Origin of the sequence: Corynebacterium sp. NML 150383 (genome assembly GCF_002285085.1) — a bacterium.
Classification (GTDB): Bacteria; Actinomycetota; Actinomycetes; order Mycobacteriales; family Mycobacteriaceae; genus Corynebacterium; species Corynebacterium gottingense.
This window is the reverse complement of sequence record NZ_NSGK01000002.1, coordinates 293,164-314,751: the sequence shown is the minus strand read 5'-3', so window position 1 is coordinate 314,751 and position 21,588 is coordinate 293,164. Positions and strand designations below refer to the sequence as shown.

Below are 21,588 nucleotides of genomic sequence, written 5' to 3'. Positions count from 1 at the left end.
TAATGACTGACAAAAGGCTACCGCATCCGCTGAACAGTGTTCAGTTGTTGCCCCAAAAATCCCCCGCGTCCCCGAATCTGGGGGCGGGGGTGCGCGATGTCAGGATCACTCGCCGTCGGAGCGCTTCCGCTCGCTCCTGGGCGGCAGCTTCATCTTCTTCAAGCCCCGGTACGCAGTGCGCGCGCCCGGAATGTGGCGAGCGCGGTGATACATGAAGGTGGTCAGGGCGTATCGCGGGTCGTACGCCGCGGCGGCCTCCTCGTCGTACTCGTAGACCGGCAGGCTCCAGCCCCGCTTGAGCGAGAACAGGCGCACCCCGAGCACCGCGACGAGCGTCACGAGGATGACCGCCCACTCGTGGACGCCCAGCCAGGACAGGACCCACCACACCACAACACCGATGACGGCAGCCGAGGCGTACATCTCCTTGTGGAAGACGAGCGGGACGCGGTCGGAGAGGACGTCGCGAAGCACACCGCCCGACACGCCCGTGGTCACCGCCGCAACGCACGCGATGATGAAGCCGTGCCCGTTCTCCACAGCAGTTTGGATACCCAGCACGGCGAACGCCGCCAGGCCGATCGCATCGGCGACGAGGAAGCTGCGCCGCAGCCGCACGAGCAACCAGCTCACCCGCACCGTCACCGCAGCCGCGACGATCACGGTGACCAGGTACAGCGGCTGCTCCACCCACGTCAGCGGGTACGTGCCGAGCAGCACGTCGCGCACCGTGCCGCCGCCCAGCGCGGTCAGCGCGCCGAGCGTGATCACGCCGAACAGGTCCATGCGCATCCGGCCCGCCGCCACCGCCGCCGTCATCGCCTCGGCCACGATGCCGATGACGTAAAGGATGGAGACCAGGTTCGCGGTACTGAAGTTGGCAACATAGGAAGCGATCATGCTCCACCCCCGTCGGCGTACTCGACCAGAAGCGGAGAGTGGTCCGACCAGCGCAGCTCCACCGCGCCCGCCTTCTCCACCCAGCTGCGCCGCGCCCGCGCGAGCATGTCGGCGGTCGCCGCCTGGTAGTCGATGCGCCACCCCGCGTCGTTGTTAAACGCCTGTCCGCGGTAGGTCCACCACGTGTAAGGCGCAGCCTCCGGCGACAGGCGACGGGCCACGTCGAACCACGCCGGCTCCGCCGCAGCCGTGCGCGGCGCTGGATCCCCAGCATCCCCGGCACCGTATTCCACCGCGCCGGCCCAGCCCGCGTTCGCCTTGTCCTCTACATCCTGCGCCTCATCGTCGGGGAATGCGCCGAACACCGAGTCCATAAACGCGCGCTCCGGCGGCAGGAAGCCGGACTTTTTGCGGTTCGTCTTCCAATTTTTCAGGTCCTCGCGGCGGTGGCAGATGTTCCAGTCGCCGCCGATCACCATCTGCGGGTACTGCGTGGCCCACTCGGCAAGCAGCGGCTCGAACTGGTCGAGGAACTCGTACTTCTCATCCTGCTTCGCAGTCTCCGCTGCGCCCGACGGCAGATAGAGGGAGGCGACGCGCGTCCCGCACGGCAGGGTCCCCGCCAGGAACCTGCCGGCGGTTTCGAATCCGGGGATGCCCGTGTGGACGTCGATAAGCGAATGCTTCGACAAAATGCCAACCCCGGCCCTCCCCTTCGCCTCAGCGGGCGCAACTACCAGCTGCCAACCCTCATCGAGGGCGGGGGCAAGCGCCGCGTGCGCCTGCTCCTCCGTCGCGCGGACTTCCTGCATCAGTACCACGTCGGCGCTGGTGCGCTGCAGCCACTCAAGCATGCCCAGGTTGTCCTCGTTGCGGACCTTCGTCGCGGCCCGAATCCCGTTGACATTCACAGAAGCGATAGTGAGACTCATGCCCCCGAGACTACCTATTACAGGACAAACGGTATGCAAAACCTGTACGCTGTGAGTCTGAATACTGCACACCAGAATTATGAGGAGCACAATGGCTAAGATCATCTGGACCCGCACCGACGAGGCGCCGCTGCTGGCGACCTACTCGCTCAAGCCGATCGTGGAGGCGTTCGCTTCCCAGGCAGGGATCGATGTGGATACCGCCGACATCTCGCTCGCCGGCCGCATTATCTCGCAGTTCCCGGAGCGCCTCACCGATGAGCAGAAGCTTGACGACGCATTGGCGCAGCTCGGCCAGCTGGCCAAGACGCCCGAGGCGAACATTATTAAGCTGCCGAACATCTCCGCATCTCTGGTGCAGCTGAAGAAGGCCATCGCCGAGCTGCAGGCCGCGGGCTTCGACCTGCCGGAGTACGAGGAGGCGCAGGAGAAGTACGACGCCGTCAAGGGCTCCGCTGTGAACCCGGTGCTGCGCGAGGGCAACTCCGATCGCCGCGCGCCGGAGGCTGTGAAGAACTACACCAAGAAGCACCCGCACTCCATGGGCGAATGGTCGAAGGACTCCAAGACGAACGTCGCCACCATGGATGCCGGCGACTTCCGCCACAACGAGAAGTCCGTCATTATCCCGTCCGAGGACACCCTGACCATCAAGATGGCCGACAGCACCGTGCTCAAGGAGGGCCTGAAGGTCCAGGCCGGCGAGGTCATCGACGCGACCTACATGTCCGCCGCTGCGCTCGACGCATTCCTGCTCGACGCTGTGAAGAAGGCCGAGGAAGAGGGCGTGCTCTTCTCCGCTCACCTCAAGGCCACCATGATGAAGGTCTCCGACCCGATCATCTTCGGCCACGTCGTGCGCGCATACTTCAAGCCCGTCTTTGACAAGTACGGCGAAGAGCTGCTCGAGGCCGGCCTCAACGGCGAGAACGGCCTCGGCGCCATCCTCGACGGCCTGTCCGAGCTGGAGAACGGCGAGGAGATCCGCAAGGCGTTCGAGCAGCAGCTTGTCGACGGCCCGTCGCTGGCCATGGTGAACTCCCACAAGGGCATCACCAACCTGCACGTGCCGTCGGACGTGATCATCGACGCCTCCATGCCGGCCATGATCCGCACCTCCGGCCACATGTGGAACGCCGACGACCAGGAGCAGGACACCCTGGCCGTGATCCCGGACTCCTCCTACGCCGGTGTGTACCAGGCCGTGATCGACGACTGCCGCGCCAACGGCGCCTACGACCCGACCACCATGGGTACCGTCCCGAACGTCGGCCTCATGGCGCAGAAGGCCGAGGAGTATGGCTCCCACGACAAGACCTTCAAGATCCCGGCAGACGGCACCGTCCAGGTGGTCAACTCCGCAGGCGACGTGCTCATCGAGCACGACGTCCAGGCGGGCGACATCTGGCGCGCCACCCAGACCAAGGACGCCCCGATCCAGGACTGGGTCAAGCTGGCCGTCAACCGCGCACGCCTCTCCGGCATGAAGACCATCTTCTGGCTCGACGAGGAGCGCGCACACGACCGCAACCTGATTGAGCTGGTGAACAAGTACCTGGCCGACCACGACACCGAGGGCCTGGACATCTCCATCCAGTCCCCGGTCGAGGCCACCAAGACCTCCATCGAGCGCATCCGTCGCGGCGAGGACACCATCTCCGTCACCGGCAACGTGCTGCGTGACTACAACACGGACCTCTTCCCCATCCTCGAGCTGGGCACCTCCGCGAAGATGCTCTCCGTGGTCCCGCTGATGGCAGGCGGCGGCCTGTTCGAGACCGGTGCCGGCGGCTCCGCCCCGAAGCACGTCCAGCAGGTCCAGGAAGAAAACCACCTGCGCTGGGACTCCCTCGGCGAGTACCTCGCACTGGCTGAGTCCTTCCGCCACGAGAAGAACACCAACGGCAACGAGCGCGCCGGCGTCCTGGCCGCCGCGCTGGACAAGGCCACCGAGCAGCTTCTCGACGAAGGCAAGTCCCCCTCCCGCAAGGTCAATGAGATCGACGACCGCGGTTCCCACTTCTGGCTGTCACTGTTCTGGGCCGAGGCGCTCGCCGCCCAGACCGACGACGCCGAGCTGGCCTCCGCGTTCGAGCCGATTGCCGAGGAGCTGCGCGCCAACGCCGAGCAGATCGACTCCGAGCTGCTCGCCGCACAGGGTTCCGCCGCTGACCTGGGTGGCTACTACTGGCCGGACGAGGCAAAGACCACCGCGGTCATGCGTCCGTCCGCGACCTTCAACAAGGTCATCGACGCGCTGAAGAAATAAGCGCTCGGTCGTTCCGGCCCCGGTTGCTGCGTTTTCGCGGTGGCCGGGGTTTTGGTTTGCGGCTCTTGACCTGGCCTGTCGATGTCGCACTACGTAGCCTCAGAAGCGTAGCCCCTAATGCGTAGCCTCTAGAACGTAGCCTTTCGAGTAAATCATGTTTGAGTTGGCCAAAGTTTTTCCGTTTACTCGAAAGGCTACGTTTTAGGGGCTACGCTTCTCCCGCTACGTTTTAGCTTTCGTGTCAGCCGCATCAACGTAGCCTCCGCCGCACCGCTTTCTGCTGCCCCACCAGAGTGTCGCGCACTTCTTGCACAAACGTCTCCGGATTTCTGCGCAGGAAGCCCGGCGAGTACCGCAGGAACACATACCCCTGGTTCGCTATCCGCTTTTGCCGGCGAAATTCCTTCTGCCTCACCTGTTCTGCGTCTGGGCCTTGGTATTTCACCTCACCATCGATCTCGATGAGCAGCCAGCCATCGATGCACAGATCGGCATACCGCCCAGCCACCTCATACTGCGTTGTCACCGGACCAATTCCTGCTTGGATGAGCAGCCCACGCGCGAGGGATTCGTACGGTGAATCGGAGTTGGCTACCGCGTGGTCCAAACATTTTCTTACCGTACCGATTCCCTTGGCTCTTCCGAGCAAGGCAGCATGTGTATGCAGCATCTCCAGATCGAACCCTCTCCGGAGTAGGTAGTCGGCCGCCACGAGTCCCTCGACGAATCCGTGGTAGCGGGCGATGTCAGCGAAAGTGCGGAAACCGGTTGTCAGTCGGTGCCCGTCAACGTCGCCAATGTCCATCGGGAGCAGTTTCGATCGACGAAACACCAGGCCCTGACTACGATCTCTGTTGGTAGAGACACCCCCGGATGGCAAGGCGAGCTCAATGTGTTCCGCTGACGTGCTAATGACCCACATACCGTGCATCCGCGCAGCCGAACGTCCAACTAGGATCGCGCTGTTACTTGTCCTGCCAGCGGCTTCGACGCGCAGCCATTGCCGCTCATGGTATCGCAACTCCTCCCACGCGCTACGCGGGTAGTAGATCACTGAGCTCAGCGCCAAATAGTGCTCAGCGAGATACACGAGTGCCTCCCGCGACAGCGCGCGCTTATCGACGATCCCCCGCCGCAGCTCCCCCTTCCGTGCTTCCCACCGCCGCAGTTCGACCTGGTTTTCTCTGTCAATCCCCATACCTAGTTTGACGAAGAAAACCAGGTCCAGGTTCCCTCACTTCGCGGAAACCTACCCCGCGTTGCGCAGCGCTGTGGCGAGACCGTTCATGGTGACCTGGATGGTCTTGGAGACCAGGAAGGTCTCGTCGCCGGCGCGGTAGCGGCGCAGCAGCTCGAGCTGGACGGCGTTGAGCGGCAGCAGGTAGGGGTAGCGGCGCTTGAGCGAGCGGGCTTGCCGCTGATTCTCGGCAACCAGGTCCGTGTGCCCGGTGATACGGAAGTACACCTGGCGAGTGCGCTCGAATTCGTCGGAGATGAGCCCGAAAATCCGCTCAGCGACATCAGCGTCTTCGACCAGGTCGGCGTAGAGGCGAGCCAGCGACATCTCCGCTTTCGCCATCACCTGCGCCATGTTTGCCAGCACGGAGCGGAAGAAGGGCCAGTCGCGGTAGAGCTCGCGCAGGTCCTCCCAGCGCTCTTCGCTTTCGCCTGCCCAGCGCTCGACGGCGGTGCCGACGCCGAACCAACCGGGCACGTTGGTGCGCGATTGCGCCCAGGACAGGACCCAGGGGATGGCGCGAAGATCGGAAATCGCCGTGGTCTGCTTACGGGAAGCGGGGCGGGAACCGAGGTTGAGCTCGCCGATCTCGTGCAACGGCGTGGACTGCGTGAAGTAGTCGATGAAGCCGGGGTCACGGACGAGCTCGTAATACTTCTCGCCGGAATACGATGACAGCGCGCGCATGATGTCGTAGGCACGCGTGGGATTGGCAATCGGCTCGGTGTCCAGCAGGGAGGCCTCGAGGGCGCCGGCGACGAAGGCCTCGAGGTGGCGGCGCGCGGTCTCTGGCGAGCCGTACTTGGCCGAGATGATTTCGCCTTGCTCGGTGATGCGAATGGAGCCGTCGACCGCGCCCTTGGGTTGGGCGAGGATGGCGTCGTAGGTGGGCCCGCCGCCGCGTCCGACCGCCCCGCCACGGCCGTGCGCGAGCCGGAGGCGGATGCCGTGGCGGTTGCAGAGTTCGACGAGGGCGAGTTCGGCGTCGTACAGCGCCCAGTTGGCCTGCAGGTAGCCGCCGTCCTTGTTGGAGTCGGAGTAGCCGAGCATGACCTCCTGCACGTCGCCACGTTCGCGCAGGTAGTCGCGGTAGAAAGGCAGCGACCACAGGTCCTCGAGGATACGGGCGCCGTGCGCGAGGTCGTCGATCGTTTCAAACAGCGGCACAACGTTGACCGCGTCGAGCCCGACCTCTTTGAGCAGCACCATGGGTTCGAGGATGTCGGAGACCGCCCCCGTCATGGCGATGATGCACTGTGTGACCGCGCCCTGCCCCAGGTCGCGGACGGCGCGTGCGGCTGCGGTGAGGATACCCATTTCCTTGCGCGTGGCGTCGCTAAGCTGCGCCTCGGCGCGCAGCAATGGCCGCGGTGTGCGCAGCTCCTCGACGAGCACCTCCACTCGGTCCTCCTCCACGAGCTCCGCGTAGTTTTCGCAGACACCGGCTGTCGCGAGCACCTCCGCCACGACCGCCTCGAAGGACTCGGAATTCTGCCGCAGATCCAGCGTGTACAGGTGGAAGCCGAAGGTGGTCACGGCCGAGCGCAGACGCGCGAGACGGTCATCGGCGATAATCGCGCCGCCGTGCTCGCGCAGCGAGGCGTCGATGCAGTCCAGGTCCGCGAGCAGCTCGGCCGGGTCAGCGTAGGGCGCATGCTTATCGACGCCCACCTGCTCCCCCGCCAACGCCGCGCGCGTCGCCGCAACGCGGTGCCGGATCCCGTACACGGCGCGGCGGTAGGGCTCGTCCACGCGGGACTCGGCGGTGTTGTCGGCGGCGTCGGCGAGCTGGGAAAGCTCTGCCGAGCAGGTGGAATAGCGGTCCGACAGGGAAAGTTCGCGCTCCAGGGCGGCCAGTTCGTCCAGGTAGTGTGCCAACGCTGTGTCGGCGGCCTGGCGGGTGGCGTAGGTCAGCGTTTCGGCGTTGACGTACGGGTTGCCGTCGTGGTCGCCGCCGATCCAGGAGCCCGGGCGAAGGACCGGGGTGAGTGCAGGGACGGTCCCGGTGGCGTCGGCAAGCAACTGCTGGATGGCGCGGTTGAGCTCCGGGATCTGCTCGAGCAGCGAGAGCTTGTAGTAGCGCAGGCCGACGTCAATCTCGTCTTCGAGGCGCGGGCGCGCGATGCGGATGAGGGCGGTCTGCCACAGCAGGGTCATGCGCAGCTCCATCTCGCGCTCGATCGCCTCGGGGTCCGCACCGGCGTGAAGCTCGCTGAGCAGGCGTTTGATGCGTGTCTGGGTGTCGAAGACGGTGCGCCGGCGCGTCTCGGTGGGGTGCGCGGTGAGCACCGGCGAGACCTGCGCGCCGGCGACCAGTTCGGCGACCCGATCTGCGCCCACCCCACTGTCGTGCAGGTGCGCGAACGTGTTGCGCAGCGACACCGGGGCGGGGACCTTCTCGTCGTCCAGGTCCTCGACGAGGTTGGTCAGCAGCGCGAAGTGGCTAAACGCGCGGGCGACCAGGTTCACGTTCGTGATGTCCAGCTCGCGGAGCACGGCGAGCAGGTCATCCGGGGTGGCGTCGCCGTGCGCGATGTCGAAGGCGGTGCGGCGGGTGGATTCAACCAGGTCGAAGACTTCCTGGCCCTCCTGTTCGGCGATCACCCGGCCAAGCACCCGCCCGAGCAGTCGGATGTCTTCACGGACGTGGTCTGCGGGTTGGGTTGGCACGTGGTGTCTCCTTACAGCTTCGAATTCTTAAGCGGTGTCCAGCACACCACCTAATGTAACCCAGATCACATCCCCGCTCACCACAACGCACATCACACTCTCACGAGCTGGGCAAACCACCCCAATTTTATTCAGCCGTTTAACACGCAAAATAGACAGCTTGGTACACAACGGACCGACCGCGCGTTACGGTCAGGGGCCATGAGCAACTACGACAACTCCAACGCCAACGAGTGGGCCTTCGCCACCCGCTCCATCCACGCAGGCCAGCCCGTCGACTCCGATACCGGCGCGCGCAACCAGCCGATTTACATGACCACCAGCTACGTCTTCGACGACGCGCAGCACGCGGAGAACCGCTTTAACCTCTCGGACGCGGGCCCGATTTACACACGCCTGACAAACCCCACCCAGCAGGCGCTGGAGGATCGCCTCGCTTCCCTGGAGGGCGGCGTCGCCGCCGTCGCTTTCGCCTCCGGCATGGCCGCGGAGACCGCCGCGATCCTCAACCTCGCCTCGGCCGGCGACCACATCGTTACCTCCCCGCGCCTCTACGGCGGCACCGAGACGCTTTTCCAGGTCACGCTGCCGCGCCTGGGCATCAATGTCACCTTCGTGGACAACCCGGATGACCCGGCCAGCTGGCAAGCCGCCGTCACCCCCAACACCAAGGCCTTCTACGGCGAGACCTTCGGCAACCCGATCGCGGACATCCTGGACATCCCGGCGGTGGCCGAGGTTGCGCACGCCAACCAGGTCCCGCTGATCGTGGACAACACCATGGCCACCGCCGCGCTCGTGCGCCCGATCGAGCTGGGCGCGGACGTCGTCGTGGTCTCAACCACCAAGTTCTACACGGGCAACGGCGCGGCCATCGGCGGCGCGATCATCGACGGCGGCTCCTTCGACTGGACCGTCCAGCGCGACGGCGAGGACGTCTTCCCCTACTTCACCACCCCGGACCCGGCCTACCACGGCCTGAAGTACGCCGACCTGGGCGCGCCCGCGTTCGCACTCAAGGCCCGCGCTGGTCTGCTGCGCGACACGGGCGCCGCGATCTCCCCGTTCAACGCGTGGGTCGCGCTGCAGGGCCTGGACACCCTCCAGTTGCGCGTGAACAAGCACAACGAGAACGCTGCTGCGGTCGCCGAGTTCCTGGCCAACCACGACAAGGTGGCGAAGGTCAACTACGCCGGCCTGCCGGATTCCCCGTACAGGGCTGTCAAGGACAAGCTCGGCCTCGCTCACACTGGCTCCGTGCTCTCGTTTGAGGTCGCGGGCGACCCGGACGATCGCATCAAGGCCTGGGCGTTTATCGACGCCCTCAAGCTCCACTCCAACCTGGCCAACATCGGCGACGTGCGCTCCCTGGTGGTCCACCCGGCCTCCACCACCCACTCGCAGTCCAACGCGGAGGGGCTCAAGCGCGCCGGCATCAGCCAGGCCACGGTCCGCCTGTCCGTAGGTATCGAGGACATCAACGACATCATCGACGACCTCAAGCGCGGATTCGCGGCGATCTAGGCGGACCCCATGCTCACACTCGCCCCCGAGGGCCAGCTCGCCACCGTCGACATCAGCACCCTCCGCACCGAGGCAGGCGCCCAGATCGACGAGGCGCAAATTGCTTACCGACGATGGGGCGAGCCGGCCGGTGACCCCCACGGCACCAACAACATCCTGCTTGTCGAGCACGCACTGACCGGCGACCCGGACGCCTCCGACTGGTGGTGCGAAGCGATCGGCCCCGGCAAGGCGCTGGACACCGACGAGTGGTGCGTGATCTGCACCAACGCCCTCGGCTCCTGTTACGGGTCGACGGGTCCGGCGTCCCCCTACCCGGGCGGCACCGGAGTGTGGGGCTCCCGCTTCCCTGCCGTCTCCATCCGCGACATGGTGCTGGCCGAGCACCGCTTCCTCGAAGCCCTGGGTATCTCGCGCGTGCACGCGATCCTGGGCGGCTCGATGGGCGGCGCCCGCGCGCTGGAATGGACGCTGCTTTACCCGGAGCAGGTGGACTACGCGCTGGTGATTGCCGTCTCCGCGCGCGCAAGCGCGTGGCAGATTGGGATCCAGACGGCGCAGATCACCTCGATCACGCAGGACCCGGACTGGCAGGGCGGGAACTACCACGGCACGGGTCGCGCACCTGATGCGGGCCTGGCAGCCGCCCGCCGCCTGGCACACCTCACCTACCGCGGCGAGCTGGAGATCGACGAGCGCTTCGGCACCTCCGCCCAGCCTGGCGAAAATCCGCTCGGCACCTACCGCGAGGACGGCGAGCGCTTCGCCGTCCAGTCGTACCTGGAGCACCAGGGCCGCAAGCTCACCGAGCGTTTCGACGCCGCCTCCTACGTCACCCTCACCGAGGCCCTCAACCGCCACGACGTGGGCCGCGGGCGCGGCGGACTGAACAAGGCGCTGGCCTCATCAACCGTGCCCACAATGATCGTGGGCGTTGACACCGACATTCTCTACCCCTACCACCAGCAGGAACACCTCTCCCGCAACCTGGGCAACCTGCTCGCGATGTCGAAGCTGTCCTCGCCCGTCGGCCACGACGCGTTCCTCGTCGAGGCGCGCCAGATGGACCGCGTCCTGCGCAACTTCATCGCGCTGACCCGCGAGGCCCCGTCCGCGCACGACATCGCGGCCGCCCGCGGCGACTACGACATCTAGGAAAAACTCAGAGGTCGCGGAGGGTCACGTGGGCGTCGTCAAGCGTGGCGATGAGCCCGCGCCCCATACCCACCCAGCCGACGGGCACGGCCGCGTCCAGCTCGATCCGCTGGTGCACGTGGCCGAGCGCCCAAGCGTCGTAGCCTCGCGTCTCGAGCTCCTCAACGTCGCAGGGCAAGCAGGCGTTGTTGGAGTATTCGCCGGTGACGGAGGTGTGGAGGAGGCCGAGGTTGGGCGCGCCGCTGATACGCGAAGGAAACGACGGCACCAATCGGCGCGGGTCGCGGTCCACCTCAACGGCGGCGGTGTGCAGCGCCCACCCGCCCGCGCGGATCGTCTGCGGCCGCGTGCCCGCCACAGCGACACCTGGCGGGATCACTGCGGAGAGGTCGTGGTGGACGTCGTGGTTGCCGGCGATGAAGACGGTGGTGTCGAACAGCTCGAGGGCGCGGGCGAAGAAGCGCGTGACCTCGCCGAAGGTGGCGCTGGTGAAGCGGGAGCGGTCGATGACGTCGCCGAGCATCACAAAGTGCGCAGCCCCTGCCTGCGCCCCGCGCTGCAGCGCTTCGAGCGCCCACTCGATGCCGGGACCAGTTTTCTTCGCGCCGGATTGCGGGCGGCCAAGGTGGATGTCTGCCAGGACGAGGATCGGAGCGGTCATTGGACCAGGTTAACGCGCGTGGCGGGACTGCCACCAGCGCACGAGCACGAGCACGAGTGTCGAGGTGCCGACGCCGATGAGCGTCATCGCCATCGCTTCGGCGCGGTGGCCCTGGTCGTACTGGTTCATGATCCACGGCGCGAGCAGGTTGATGTTGCTCGGTCGAATCAGTGAGGACATGACCAGCTCGCGGATGCCCACGAAAAAGGCGAGCAGCCAGCCGGCGAACAGGCCTGGCGCCAGCAGCGGCACGGTGACGCGGGTGAAGGTTTGCGCCGGGGTGGCGCCGCAGATCGCGGCGGCCTCCAACATCGTCGGCGACATGGATGCCGCGGACGTCTTCACGTTCTGCACCGCCATCGGCGTAAACAGTACGGTAAACGCCATGACCAGGATGATCTGGGTGCCGTAGGGTGTCCACGGCAGGTTGGGGGAGTTCCACAGGAGGATAAAGCCGATGGCCAGGACGATGCCGGGCACGGTGTCGGGGGCGACGGCGAGGAAGTCGGTGAGCTTTGCCACGATAGTGGAGCGCCGCATGGTCAGCAGCGTGATCGCGAGGGCGACCAGCACCGCGGTCGTCGCGCCGATCGCGCCGAGCAGAATCGAGCGGGTGAGCGCCTCCTGCGCAGACGGCATGGACAGCACGATGGCGAAGTAGTCGAAGGTGAGGTTGTTCGGCGTCGGCGCCTTGGACCGCAGGATCGTCATCGCCGCCAGGACGATGGAGATGTACGGGATGAATACGGACAGGGCAAACACCACCATGCTGTACACCCAAGCGAGGGCCATTGCGCTTTTCGACGCCCGCAGTCGCACCGGCCGCGACGCCCTTCCCCCTCCGGTGAGGTCTTTCCGGCTCGCCCACTGCTGGATGGCCCACGCTGTGACGCCGAGGGCGAACAGCACGGACGAGGTCGCGGCCGCGCTGCTGAAGCTGAGGGGGTCGATGGTCACGTCCTCGTAGATCGAGGACACGAGCACCTTGTAGCCGATTGCGTTACCCAGCGTCACCGGCGTGCCGAACTCGCCGGCCGCCTTGATAAAGACGATGAGCGCGCCCAACGAGTACGGGCCGACCACCATCGGCGCGATGATGCGGGTGAACTGCTGCCAGCGGGACGCGCCCGCCACCTGCGCCATCTCCAGCTGCGAGGCGGGGATGCCCTCGAAGCAGTTGCGCAGGATGAGGTAGAGGAACGGGAAGAGCTCCGCCGCCATGATGAAGCCCATGCCCCAGACGGAGTAGATGGCGTCGTGGGCGAACCCGCCGAGCGTCTCGCCGAGCAGCATGTCGGCCACGCCGCGCACGCGGGTGAAGTCCATCCACGCCATCGCCGCGGCGAACGGCGGGGTCATGAACGGCACCATGATGAGCACCTCCACCCAGCCCGCCTTGCGCATGGGGGTCCAGGCGCGGAACAGGGCGAGTGGGGCGGCGAAGAGCGTGGCGAAGAGGACGACGATGAGCGAGAGCACAATCGTGTTACCCAGGACCTTGAGCATGCCGGGCTCGACCAGCTCGCCTAGCGCGGACGGCTCATCGCGGTAGCCGGTCACCGCGGTGACCAGCACGGAGAGCAGCGGGGCAGCGACGAGGACGAGGAGAAGGAGCAGCACCACGTAGATGCCGGGGCCGTTGCCCCGCCTGGTGTTACGCCCCGGGCGCCGCCCCGCCCGCGCGTTGTTGCTTCCTGGCTCGGCCGACAGCGTTCCCGGCTCGGCCAGCGGCGTTCCCGGCGTTCCCGTGTTCAAGGTCGTCACGTACTTCCTCGCTCCTCGCGCAGGCGGCGCCAGTCGCGCCGCGGGTGGGTGTTACAGGTAACGCTCGGCGAACTGCTCGCGAACGTTCTTGGACTCAGCGGAGATGGCCTCCCAGTCGTCCGAGATCTGCGTGATCTCGTCCAGCTTCGGGCTTTCCTTCGGCTCGACCTCCGGGTTCGCCGGGATCATGTACTTGGACGCGGAGATCTGCTGCGCTTCCTCGGAGAACATGAAGTCGACGAAGGCCTGTGCTGCCTCCTTGTTGTCGGAGGTCTTCATGATCATCACCGGGCGCGGGGAGACCGTGGTGCCGGACAGCGGCAGGCTGATCTCCAACGCCTCGCCCTTGTCCTTCTTGGAGTACGCGGAGTAGTCCACGCCGCCGAGCACGATGCCCTTGGAGCCGGAGGTGACCTTGTCCAGCGCCGGGCCGTTGGTGCCCTCGACGATCATGCCGTTGTCAAACAGCTTGTCAAAGAGCTCCCAGGTCTTGTCCTCGCCCCACTCTGCAACCATGGCGGCGAGCAGGTCGGCGGCGGTGCCGGACTCACGCGGGTCAGGCATGATGACCATGTCCTTGTACTTCGGGTCGGCCAGGTCCTCCCAGTCGGTCGGGGCCTCGTCGATGACGTCGGTGTTGGCCACCAGGGTCAGCGCGGAGCCGTCGCGGCCGTGGAAGGTGTCGTCCTGCGCGTTCCACTTCGGGTTGGAGTTCTCAATGTTGGCGGGCTTGTACGCCTCGAGCGCGCCGGCCTCTGCCTGCTTCGCGGCCGCCTTCCAGGACGCCAGGTAGACCACGTCGGCCTGCGGGTTCGCTTCCTCCGCCTTGAGCTTGGCGGTGATCTTGCCGGTGGTGTCGGCGAATACGTTGACCTTCACATCGGTGCGTTCCTCGAAGGCTTCGACGAGGGCGTCGGTAAGCCCCTGCGGGTTCGCGGAGTAGTAGTCCAGCTCACCGGAGAGGCCTTCCGGGGCCTCCCACTTCTCGGCGGATACGGCCTGGCTCTCGGAGGCGCCTTCGGAGCCGGTGGATTCCGCGTTGTCGGCGGACTCGACGGAACCGCAGGCGGTCATGGTGAGCGCTGCGGTCAGGCCGACGATGGCGGCAGCAATCTTCTTCATTGTTGTCTCCTAAAAGTTCTTGTTCAGTGCTCGCAGGCCGGTCGGCCCAGGAGGAGGACGTGATGACGGGTGGTTACGGTGTGGTCACCGTCAGCAGGACGGTATCCCCGCGCCCGATCGGCGCGCGGGTGTAGGCGAGCCACGGCTCGGGGGCGCCGTCCACCAGGCAGCGGATCTCGTACCGCCCGCCGGTGTACTGCCGCTCGACGACCTCGCCAATGACGGAGTTCTCCGGAAGCGATTCCGGGCGCTTTCCATCATCCAGCACCGTGACCTGCACGTTTTCGGGTCGGTTGTCCGGTAGCGTGTCGTGCGTGTTGGTCACGCCGACGAACCCGGCGACGAACGAGTCCGCCGGGTGGTCGTAGAGTTCCACCGGCGCGGCGAACTGACGGACCTCGCCCTCGTTCATCACGGCGACGCGGTCCGACATGGCCAGCGCCTCGGCCTGGTCGTGCGTGACGTAAATGACGGTGAGGTCCAGGTCGTACGCCAGCCGGGTGAGTTCGCTGCGGATCTGGGTGCGCAGCGCCGCGTCCAGCGCGGACAGCGGCTCGTCCATGAGCAGCAGGTCGGGCTGCGACACCAGCGCACGCGCGATCGCCACGCGCTGCTGCTGCCCGCCGGACAGCTCGTTCGGCCGCTGGTCCGCCTTCGAGGCAATATTGACCATCTCCATGGCCTCCGCCACGCGGCGCTCGCGCTCCTTCGCGTCCACCTTCGCGGCCCCCGTGGTCAGCGGGAACTCCACGTTCTTCGCCACGGTCATGTGCGGCCACAGCGCCAGGTCCTGGAACACCATCGACAGGTTGCGCTTGTTCACCGGGGTGTTCGTCTTCGGCCCGAACACCTCGCGCCCGGCAAACGTGATCGTGCCGGCATCCGGCGTCTCCAGCCCCGCGATGCAGCGCAGCATCGTGGACTTGCCGCAGCCAGAGGGCCCGAGGATGGAGACGAACTCGCCCTTCGCAATGCTTATCGACGTCGCGTGCAACCCCGTCCCGTCAGGAAACTCCCGCCGCACGCTGTCCAATTCGACCTGCGCCGTCGTCACTGCTGCCACCCGCTTTCAATCACGTTGCCGGTCTTAAATGCGTCCTCGTGCACGAGCAGGCCTGCCCGGTCCAGCTCCGCAACTAGTGTGTCGCGTTTGCGCACCGCGTCCTTGCGGGAGGTCTCCTCCTCGGAGATCTCGGCCCACACCTGGCCGCCGAATGTGGCGATCTCCAGATCCGTCTTCACGCCGCCGATCTCGACGCGCCACGTACACTGCTCGACGGTCTGCGTCATCTTGAGGTCCGACGCCGCCAGCGTAGTGCCGGTCGCCTTTGCAAACTTCCCGGGTTCCAGGTCCTTCACAATTGCCACGGCCTTATCGGCAGACGGAATCTCGCACTGCGCAGTCACGCACGCCGCGCTCTTCTTGGTGCTGAAGTCCAGCGTCGACGTCGCGTAGCTCGCGTTCACTTGCGCCGCGTAGTTGGTGTCCGACGCGTCAAAGTTCTGCTTGCGGGCCTCCTCCAGCCCGGCACCGACGCTTTCGGAGGACACCGAATTGCCCTCGAGTGGCAGGCGATATTTATACGTCACGTCGTATCCCTGCGCGCCGTCCTTGTATCGCAGGCGCGCCGTCCACCCGTGGTTGGCCAGGAGTCCGTCGGCGGTGTCGAAGTACACTGACTGCTCCGCCCCAGAGGATTCACGGACGTCGAAGAAGGAGCGGAATTGCGCGGACGGTGCGCCGTCCGCGCCGACGGCGGTATCACTCAGGCGGAGTTTTACCTGGTAGTCGGGGGCCGCAACCGCCGCGGCACCCGCGTGCGGAAAGGGCGCGAGCGCTGCGGCAACGCAAAGCGCAAGCGCGGGAAGTGACCGTTTCTTTACAAACACCCGGTAGACGGTAGGCATTCAATGTTACTTCCGGGAAAATCCCGTATGAAGTTTGTGTGAACACGGTCCGCCGGTGGCCGCCACAAATCATGACCCCAGCGAGTCGACGGTACCCGCGAGTAGCACCATGGCCAGCCCGCAGCACACACAGAAGACGGCGTCCGCCCGGCGCGAGCGCACGGCGAGCAAGCCGACGATGCGCGAGTCGCAGGCGTAGCGCATCACCGCGAGCCACATCATCGACGCCCCCAGCACAAACGTCGCGCGGCGCCAGTGCTCCGTGGCCGCGAACAGTGCGGAGGCGACAAACCCCACGACAAAGAGGGCAACCATCGCCCACTGTGCCCAATCGGGGAGGCGCGAGGGAGGGTTGCCGATGTCGTGGGGGTTATCGAGTGAGAGCACGAATGCCCCAACCTTTACGCGTCGGACGCGATGCCGGCGGCGCGCTCAGCGCTTTCCACGATGTTGCGCACCAGGAAGGTGCGCGTCATCGGGCCGACGCCGCCCGGGTTCGGGGAGACCCAGCCGGCCTTGTCCCACACATCCGGGTGCAGGTCGCCGACGGTCTTGCCGTCGACGCGGGACACGCCGACGTCGAGAAGCGCTGCCCCCTCCTTAATCATGTCGGCCGTAATCATGTGCGGCTTGCCTGCGGCGGCGATGATAACGTCGGCGCGGCGCGTTTCTGCGGCGAGGTCCTTCGTGCCGGTGTGGCACAGGACGGCGGTGGCGTTGACGTCGCGGGAGGTGAGCATCAGCGAGATCGGCCGGCCGACGGTCACCCCGCGCCCGATGACGCAGACGATCGCGCCGTCCAGGTCGACGCCGAAGCGCTCGAGCAGCTTGATCGAGCCGTTCGGGGTACACGGCAGCGGGGCGGGCTCGTTGAGGACGAGCTTGCCCAGGTTCACCGGGTGCAGGCCGTCGGCGTCCTTGGCCGGATCAATGAGCCCGAGGATGCGATTCTCGTCCAGGTGCTTGGGCAGCGGGAGCTGGACGATGTAGCCGGTGACGGCATCGTCCTCGTTCAGCTCCGTGATCACCTGCTCGAGCTGCTCCTGCGTAGTGTCGCCTGGCAGCTCCTTCATAATGGAGGCGATGCCGAGTTCCTCGCAGTCGCGGTGCTTCATACGCACGTAGTTCTGGCTCGCCGGGTCCTCCCCCACCAGCACGGTGGCCAGGCCCGGGGTCACGCCGTGTTCCTCCTTGAGACGAGCAACGCGAGCCTCAAGGTCCGCGAAAATCTCCTCGCGGTAGAGTTTTCCGTCCAATTTGATCGCAGTCACGCACCCCATCCTAGACTGTCGGTGTGTGCGCACTTCACGTCATCTTTGATAACCCAGTCATCCCCGGCAACACCGGCAACGCGATCCGACTGTGCGCCAATACTGGTGCCGTCCTGCACTTGGTCGAGCCCCTCGGCTTCAACTTCGACGACAAGCACCTCAAGCGCGCGGGCCTGGACTACCACGACCTCGCGGACGTGCAGATCCACCCAGATATAGAGGCCTGCTTTGCCGCGCTGGACGGAGCGCGCATCTTCGCGTTCACCACCAAGGCCACCACGTACTACCACGACGTTGCCTACCGGGACGGCGACGCGCTCCTGTTTGGCACCGAACCCACCGGGCTGTCCGAGGCACACAGCCACCACCCAAAGGTCACTGACCAGGTGCGGATTCCCATGCTGCCCAGCCGGCGGTCAATGAACCTGTCTAATTCGGCGGCCGTCGCAGTATTTGAGGCGTGGCGGCAGCTGGGGTTCCCCGGTGGGGTGTAGGCCTGTCTAGGCCAAGCCTCACCCGAACCGGGCGTCCAACCGCTGCTGATACATCGGTGGCATGATGCGTAGCTCCCACAAGCGCCGCGACAACTCCGCGTCGCCCATCTTCGCACGGAACGCCTCGCCCATGGTGAACCCGTGCGAAGGCTCGTCCAGCACCTCGATGGCATCGCCCGGCGTGATCGCGCCCTCCTTGTTCACGCGAAAGTAGCAGCCACAGTCCCCGCTTAAGGTAAACGCCTTCACCCACTGCGGCTCCCCCATCCACGCCGCGAACGTGCGGCACGGCGAGCGCGGCACGCTCACCTCCAGCTCCACCTCGCCGATGCGGAAGCGCTGGTTGATCAGCACTGCGGTCCAGTCGATGCCCAGGGTCGTAAGGTTCTCACCAAACATGCCGTTGTCCAGTGGGTACCCCAGCTGGTTGCCCCACCAGTCGAGGCGCTCGCGGCTAAACACGTAGACCGCCTTCTGCAGCCCGCCGTGGTGAGCGGTGTCCCCCACCGTGTCGCCGACCACGCCGCTGCCGTCGCCGTAGTGCGGCCCCGGAATGATCACGTCGAGCCGCTCGGCAGGCTGCTTATGAATGCCACTCTGCCGCGCCGCCCCGCCCGGGTCGCGCTGCGGGCGGGCGACGTTTGCACTCAGCACTGTCGCACGTTCGTGCGACTCAGATCCGCTCATAGTGATGTAGCGTACACCCCGACTGTTAGGATTTGCCCCTGTTCCCCCGTTTACACACAACGCTTTGAAAAGAGGCGCACATGTTTCCCACTCTGACGGCACAGCGTCGTCGCAGCCTCGCCGCAGTCGCGGCCGCGCTCAGCACCGCGGCGCTGTTGGCCGGCTGCGGCGACTCGGGCGACCCGGGCGATTCAGAGCCCACGACCTCCTCCCAGAATTCCGCCGCCGCCGAGATCTCGGAGATGCTCAATGCGCCCGTCGAGGCGGATACCTCGACCTCATCCAAGCCGACCACGTCCAGATCGACCGCGTCCTCCGCGCAGCGCTCGGCCGAGCCACCCATCGATCGGCGCGCGATCGACCCGGACAACGACGCGTCCGGCCAGCGCGGACGCGACGATAACCTGGGCATTTACTACCACAACTCCACGGACTGGCAATGGCTCCAGGCGCCGGGCGGGGTCGTTCCAGGCGGCATGATCCACAACGCCACGACGGACACTGAGTGCTCAACGGGCTTCCTCGCATCCAAGGGCGACCGCCTCTTTATCATCACCGCGGGCCACTGTGGCCTGGTTGGCGACGACTTCTACGTCAAGGATTCCAACGGCAATTGGACGCGCGCGGGCACGATGGTGGAGTCGCTGTGGCAGCAGGACCAGCGGACCACCGAATTCGGCGCGGACATCGGGCTCATCGAGCTTTCTGGCGAATCCCAGTACTCGTCCTCGCTGCCGTTGGACCGCCCGCTGCAAGGCTGGATCACCCCGCAGGAGGCGCAGCGCCAGGGCATGGCGATTTGCCGCCTCGGCGCGACCACCGGCTACTCCTGCGGCGAGTTCACCGAGATCGGCCACGACGGGCAGTTCTACTTCCGCAACATCTCGGACCGCGGCGATTCGGGCGGCGCGATCTTCGCTGTCAACAACCAGGGCGCGTGGGCGCTCGGCGTGACCTCCAACGGCTCGGACACCAACAAGACCATGCTGGGTGGGATGGAGATCGCCGGGGCCATCGAGCACTGGGGCCTCACCCTCCACACCTAGCTCACCGCTTATCGACGCCCCTCTGCCACCCCATCAACCGCATCCTCACCTATCACGTCCGTGGGCTCCAGGGCGGGCAGGGTGCGGGCGCGGAGGGCGTCGACAAGCGTGCGCGCCTGCGCGTCGTCTAGGTCGCGGGCGGTGACCTTCACCGCGCCTGGGACGAGGTCGAAGCGCACGTGCGCCAGGCCGAGCCGGCGCTGCCACGGGCCCTGCCTGTAGGTGAGCTCCTGGATGTGCGGGATCTTGACTGCCTGGAAGCGGCGGGTCAGCCGCCCGAAGGTCACACGCGCAACGCCTCGGCCGCTATCCACCGCGACGCTCTGCTGCCGCCAATCCACCGGGGAGACCCAGCGTGCCTGGCGCGGGCTGCGCGCTGAGACGGTAACAGTAGGCACAGTAGGCACAGTGGGCACGGCCGGCCCTGTGAGTTCGGCGGCGGTGAGCGGGCCGATCGCGTTGACCACGCGGGCGGCCTGCTCGTAGGTGCCCACCGGGAGCAGCTTCGAGGTGCCCGAGGCCTTGTTCATTTCAGAGCCGTACCCCGCCACCGTCACCGTGACCTGCCACCACCCGAACGGGCGCCACAGCATGGACTGTTTCAGCTGCACCGCGTGGATCCGGTCCAGGGGCACCGCCTGGCGGCGGCGGTTGGCCAGCCCGAAGGTCAGGTTGACCACGTCGCCGTCGAGGGAGGAGTTGAAGCGCCACGACTGGTCGATCGTGCGCCAGATCTGCGGCAGGAAGCTCACCACCACCGGCACGACCGCGGCGATGGTCAGGCCGGACCAGATCGGAATACTTGCCCACGCAAGCGTGAACAGCGTGGAAAACTGCAGCGCCGCCGCGGCGAGCGAGCGCTTGATGGGGATCGGCGCGACGAGGTCGGGGGATGCGGTGGGGACGGTAAATGTGGCGTCGTCAAGCGGGGCCTGCCCGTGCATGCGCGCGAGGATCTCTTTGCGCAGCGACTCGGCCTCGCCGCGCGGGAGGAAGGCGATTTCGATGTTGGCCTGCGCGCCGCCGGCGGCCTCGATGCGCACACCGGCCAGGCCGAACAGGCGCGGGGCGAACGGCTCGACAATGTCTACGGCCTGGACTCGGTCATAGCGCGCCGTGCGGATCTGCGTGGTGAGCACGCCGCGGCGCATCTCAATCTCCTCGTCGTCGACGCGAAAACCCGTGCGCGCCCACCACAGCTGCGACACCCCGAAGATGACGATCAGGGCGAGCACCGCGGCACCGAGCGCCCACGCGGCGTCGGTGAGCCCGACGTCTTCCTCTTCCAGCCAGTGATAGATCGGCATGGTGAAGTTGAAAACGGCGATGGCGAGCAGGGCAAGCAGCGTCGTCCACACGCGCAGCAGCGGGGTGAGGCGGTGGACCCTGCGGTACTGGGGCTGGTGCTGTTTCTGGTCTTGCGCAGGCTGAGTCACAGGCCACTCATCCGTTCGCGAGCCTTGGCGGCCAGGCGATCACGCAGCGCATCCGCGTCCGCCTCCGGCAGGCCGGGCAGGCTGGCATCCGAGGTGGTGGACGCGGTGTTGACCACCAGCTTTTTCAATCCGAGGGCGCGGGCGACGGGGCCGGAGGTGACGTCGACAAACTGCACGCGGCCGTACGGGATGACCGTCATGGTGTGCCACATCTTGCCCTTGCTCAGCACCAGGTCATCCTCGGTTTCCAGCCACCCCATGTTGCGCACCTGGAACGGGATGAGGAAGTACTGCCAGACGAAGTAGACCGCGCACACCCCGAGCGGGATGGCCCAGCCCCAGCCCCACTTCCACCAGGCGAAGCCGAGAAAGCCCAGGACGATCAGCGCCCAGATCGTGTTGGAGACCAGTTTCGGCACCATCAGCTTCGGCGAGACGCGGTGCATCTGCTCCACGGACGTCGGCAGCTGCGGAACCGCGGGTTCTTGCGGAATCGGGGTGGTTGACATGGT

At 66.2% G+C, this 21,588-nt stretch carries 19 protein-coding genes; 5 read left to right on the top strand and 14 right to left on the bottom strand.

Annotation, left to right across the window (positions count from 1 at the left end):
* Nucleotides 1-105: 105 nt before the first annotated feature.
* Together CKJ85_RS03515 and CKJ85_RS03510 are read right to left on the bottom strand one after the other, a co-directional pair.
* A complete protein-coding gene (locus CKJ85_RS03515; RefSeq protein WP_095537188.1) occupies nucleotides 106-900 on the bottom strand; it encodes a trimeric intracellular cation channel family protein in 795 nt (264 codons plus the stop codon).
* Complete coding sequence (locus tag CKJ85_RS03510; protein WP_095553413.1) at nucleotides 897-1,832, bottom strand: exodeoxyribonuclease III; 936 nt, start codon at nucleotides 1,830-1,832, stop codon at nucleotides 897-899. The genes CKJ85_RS03515 and CKJ85_RS03510 overlap by 4 nt, the downstream gene beginning before the upstream one ends.
* Nucleotides 1,833-1,923: 91 nt before the next feature.
* Here CKJ85_RS03510 and CKJ85_RS03505 point away from each other — a divergent pair, with 91 nt between their 5' ends.
* Nucleotides 1,924-4,101, top strand: a complete 2,178-nt coding sequence (locus CKJ85_RS03505; protein WP_095553412.1) for an NADP-dependent isocitrate dehydrogenase — start codon at nucleotides 1,924-1,926, stop codon at nucleotides 4,099-4,101.
* A gap of 250 nt (nucleotides 4,102-4,351) precedes the next feature.
* Here CKJ85_RS03505 and CKJ85_RS03500 read toward each other — a convergent pair whose 3' ends face one another.
* Nucleotides 4,352-5,299 (bottom strand): hypothetical protein, encoded by a 948-nt coding sequence (locus CKJ85_RS03500; RefSeq protein WP_095277699.1) that lies wholly within the window; start codon nucleotides 5,297-5,299, stop codon nucleotides 4,352-4,354.
* A gap of 51 nt (nucleotides 5,300-5,350) precedes the next feature.
* Nucleotides 5,351-8,008 carry a phosphoenolpyruvate carboxylase gene (ppc, locus tag CKJ85_RS03495; protein ID WP_095553411.1) on the bottom strand — a complete coding sequence of 886 codons (2,658 nt, stop codon included), beginning with the start codon at nucleotides 8,006-8,008 and terminating at the stop codon, nucleotides 5,351-5,353.
* 201 nt (nucleotides 8,009-8,209) lie between these two features.
* On the opposite strand from ppc, the gene CKJ85_RS03490 reads away from it, so the two are divergent.
* Together CKJ85_RS03490 and CKJ85_RS03485 are read left to right on the top strand one after the other, a co-directional pair.
* Nucleotides 8,210-9,532 (top strand): O-acetylhomoserine/O-acetylserine sulfhydrylase, encoded by a 1,323-nt coding sequence (locus tag CKJ85_RS03490; RefSeq protein ID WP_095546126.1) that lies wholly within the window; start codon nucleotides 8,210-8,212, stop codon nucleotides 9,530-9,532.
* Between the two features lie 9 nt (nucleotides 9,533-9,541).
* Nucleotides 9,542-10,687, top strand: coding sequence for a homoserine O-acetyltransferase (locus CKJ85_RS03485; RefSeq protein WP_095553410.1), 1,146 nt, complete (start codon nucleotides 9,542-9,544; stop codon nucleotides 10,685-10,687).
* Nucleotides 10,688-10,694: 7 nt separating this feature from the next.
* Here the strand turns inward: CKJ85_RS03485 and CKJ85_RS03480 are convergent, their stop codons facing one another.
* The 7 genes from CKJ85_RS03480 to CKJ85_RS03450 all read right to left on the bottom strand — a co-directional run bounded on the left by CKJ85_RS03480 (nucleotide 10,695) and on the right by CKJ85_RS03450 (nucleotide 17,413).
* Nucleotides 10,695-11,348, bottom strand: a complete 654-nt coding sequence (locus CKJ85_RS03480) for a metallophosphoesterase (protein WP_095546128.1) — start codon at nucleotides 11,346-11,348, stop codon at nucleotides 10,695-10,697.
* A gap of 9 nt (nucleotides 11,349-11,357) precedes the next feature.
* The gene (locus CKJ85_RS03475) at nucleotides 11,358-13,112 is read right to left on the bottom strand and encodes an iron ABC transporter permease (protein ID WP_233126928.1); all 1,755 of its coding nucleotides are present in this window, start codon (nucleotides 13,110-13,112) and stop codon (nucleotides 11,358-11,360) included.
* A gap of 51 nt (nucleotides 13,113-13,163) precedes the next feature.
* Nucleotides 13,164-14,234: an ABC transporter substrate-binding protein gene (locus CKJ85_RS03470; protein ID WP_095553409.1), complete on the bottom strand. Its 1,071-nt coding sequence runs from the start codon at nucleotides 14,232-14,234 to the stop codon at nucleotides 13,164-13,166.
* A 73-nt stretch (nucleotides 14,235-14,307) separates the two neighbouring features.
* The gene (locus CKJ85_RS03465; RefSeq protein WP_095277843.1) at nucleotides 14,308-15,288 is read right to left on the bottom strand and encodes an ABC transporter ATP-binding protein; all 981 of its coding nucleotides are present in this window, start codon (nucleotides 15,286-15,288) and stop codon (nucleotides 14,308-14,310) included.
* A complete protein-coding gene (locus tag CKJ85_RS03460) occupies nucleotides 15,285-16,142 on the bottom strand; it encodes a hypothetical protein (protein WP_143340132.1) in 858 nt (285 codons plus the stop codon). The genes CKJ85_RS03465 and CKJ85_RS03460 overlap by 4 nt, the downstream gene beginning before the upstream one ends.
* 69 nt (nucleotides 16,143-16,211) lie before the next feature.
* Entirely contained in the window at nucleotides 16,212-16,529 is a 318-nt protein-coding gene (locus CKJ85_RS03455; protein WP_095277717.1) for a DUF3017 domain-containing protein, read from the bottom strand.
* Nucleotides 16,530-16,543: 14 nt separating this feature from the next.
* Nucleotides 16,544-17,413, bottom strand: a complete 870-nt coding sequence (locus tag CKJ85_RS03450; protein WP_186439346.1) for a bifunctional methylenetetrahydrofolate dehydrogenase/methenyltetrahydrofolate cyclohydrolase — start codon at nucleotides 17,411-17,413, stop codon at nucleotides 16,544-16,546.
* 23 nt (nucleotides 17,414-17,436) lie between these two features.
* On the opposite strand from CKJ85_RS03450, the gene CKJ85_RS03445 reads away from it, so the two are divergent.
* Complete coding sequence (locus tag CKJ85_RS03445; RefSeq protein ID WP_095277722.1) at nucleotides 17,437-17,907, top strand: tRNA (cytidine(34)-2'-O)-methyltransferase; 471 nt, start codon at nucleotides 17,437-17,439, stop codon at nucleotides 17,905-17,907.
* 18 nt (nucleotides 17,908-17,925) lie between these two features.
* On the opposite strand, the gene CKJ85_RS03440 is transcribed toward CKJ85_RS03445, so the two are convergent.
* Nucleotides 17,926-18,594, bottom strand: a complete 669-nt coding sequence (locus CKJ85_RS03440) for an MOSC domain-containing protein (RefSeq protein ID WP_095277725.1) — start codon at nucleotides 18,592-18,594, stop codon at nucleotides 17,926-17,928.
* Between the two features lie 80 nt (nucleotides 18,595-18,674).
* Between CKJ85_RS03440 and CKJ85_RS03435 the strand changes: the two genes are divergently transcribed.
* Nucleotides 18,675-19,640 (top strand): hypothetical protein, encoded by a 966-nt coding sequence (locus CKJ85_RS03435; RefSeq protein WP_095277728.1) that lies wholly within the window; start codon nucleotides 18,675-18,677, stop codon nucleotides 19,638-19,640.
* A gap of 8 nt (nucleotides 19,641-19,648) precedes the next feature.
* Here the strand turns inward: CKJ85_RS03435 and CKJ85_RS03430 are convergent, their stop codons facing one another.
* Nucleotides 19,649-21,076 carry a PH domain-containing protein gene (locus CKJ85_RS03430; RefSeq protein ID WP_095277730.1) on the bottom strand — a complete coding sequence of 476 codons (1,428 nt, stop codon included), beginning with the start codon at nucleotides 21,074-21,076 and terminating at the stop codon, nucleotides 19,649-19,651.
* Nucleotides 21,073-21,585 carry a PH domain-containing protein gene (locus CKJ85_RS03425; RefSeq protein ID WP_233125502.1) on the bottom strand — a complete coding sequence of 171 codons (513 nt, stop codon included), beginning with the start codon at nucleotides 21,583-21,585 and terminating at the stop codon, nucleotides 21,073-21,075. The genes CKJ85_RS03430 and CKJ85_RS03425 overlap by 4 nt, the downstream gene beginning before the upstream one ends.
* Nucleotides 21,586-21,588: the final 3 nt, after the last annotated feature.

What these genes read in the sequence shown, in the direction of transcription:
- CKJ85_RS03515 (WP_095537188.1), bottom strand. Translation starts at nt 900, where the DNA reads ATGATCGCTTCCTATGTTGCCAACTTCAGTACCGCGAACCTGGTCTCC.
- CKJ85_RS03510 (WP_095553413.1), bottom strand. Translation starts at nt 1,832, where the DNA reads ATGAGTCTCACTATCGCTTCTGTGAATGTCAACGGGATTCGGGCCGCG.
- CKJ85_RS03505 (WP_095553412.1), top strand. Translation starts at nt 1,924, where the DNA reads ATGGCTAAGATCATCTGGACCCGCACCGACGAGGCGCCGCTGCTGGCG.
- CKJ85_RS03500 (WP_095277699.1), bottom strand. Translation starts at nt 5,299, where the DNA reads ATGGGGATTGACAGAGAAAACCAGGTCGAACTGCGGCGGTGGGAAGCA.
- CKJ85_RS03490 (WP_095546126.1), top strand. Translation starts at nt 8,210, where the DNA reads ATGAGCAACTACGACAACTCCAACGCCAACGAGTGGGCCTTCGCCACC.
- CKJ85_RS03485 (WP_095553410.1), top strand. Translation starts at nt 9,542, where the DNA reads ATGCTCACACTCGCCCCCGAGGGCCAGCTCGCCACCGTCGACATCAGC.
- CKJ85_RS03480 (WP_095546128.1), bottom strand. Translation starts at nt 11,348, where the DNA reads ATGACCGCTCCGATCCTCGTCCTGGCAGACATCCACCTTGGCCGCCCG.
- CKJ85_RS03470 (WP_095553409.1), bottom strand. Translation starts at nt 14,234, where the DNA reads ATGAAGAAGATTGCTGCCGCCATCGTCGGCCTGACCGCAGCGCTCACC.
- CKJ85_RS03460 (WP_143340132.1), bottom strand. Translation starts at nt 16,142, where the DNA reads ATGCCTACCGTCTACCGGGTGTTTGTAAAGAAACGGTCACTTCCCGCG.
- CKJ85_RS03440 (WP_095277725.1), bottom strand. Translation starts at nt 18,594, where the DNA reads ATGAGCGGATCTGAGTCGCACGAACGTGCGACAGTGCTGAGTGCAAAC.
- CKJ85_RS03435 (WP_095277728.1), top strand. Translation starts at nt 18,675, where the DNA reads ATGTTTCCCACTCTGACGGCACAGCGTCGTCGCAGCCTCGCCGCAGTC.
- CKJ85_RS03425 (WP_233125502.1), bottom strand. Translation starts at nt 21,585, where the DNA reads ATGTCAACCACCCCGATTCCGCAAGAACCCGCGGTTCCGCAGCTGCCG.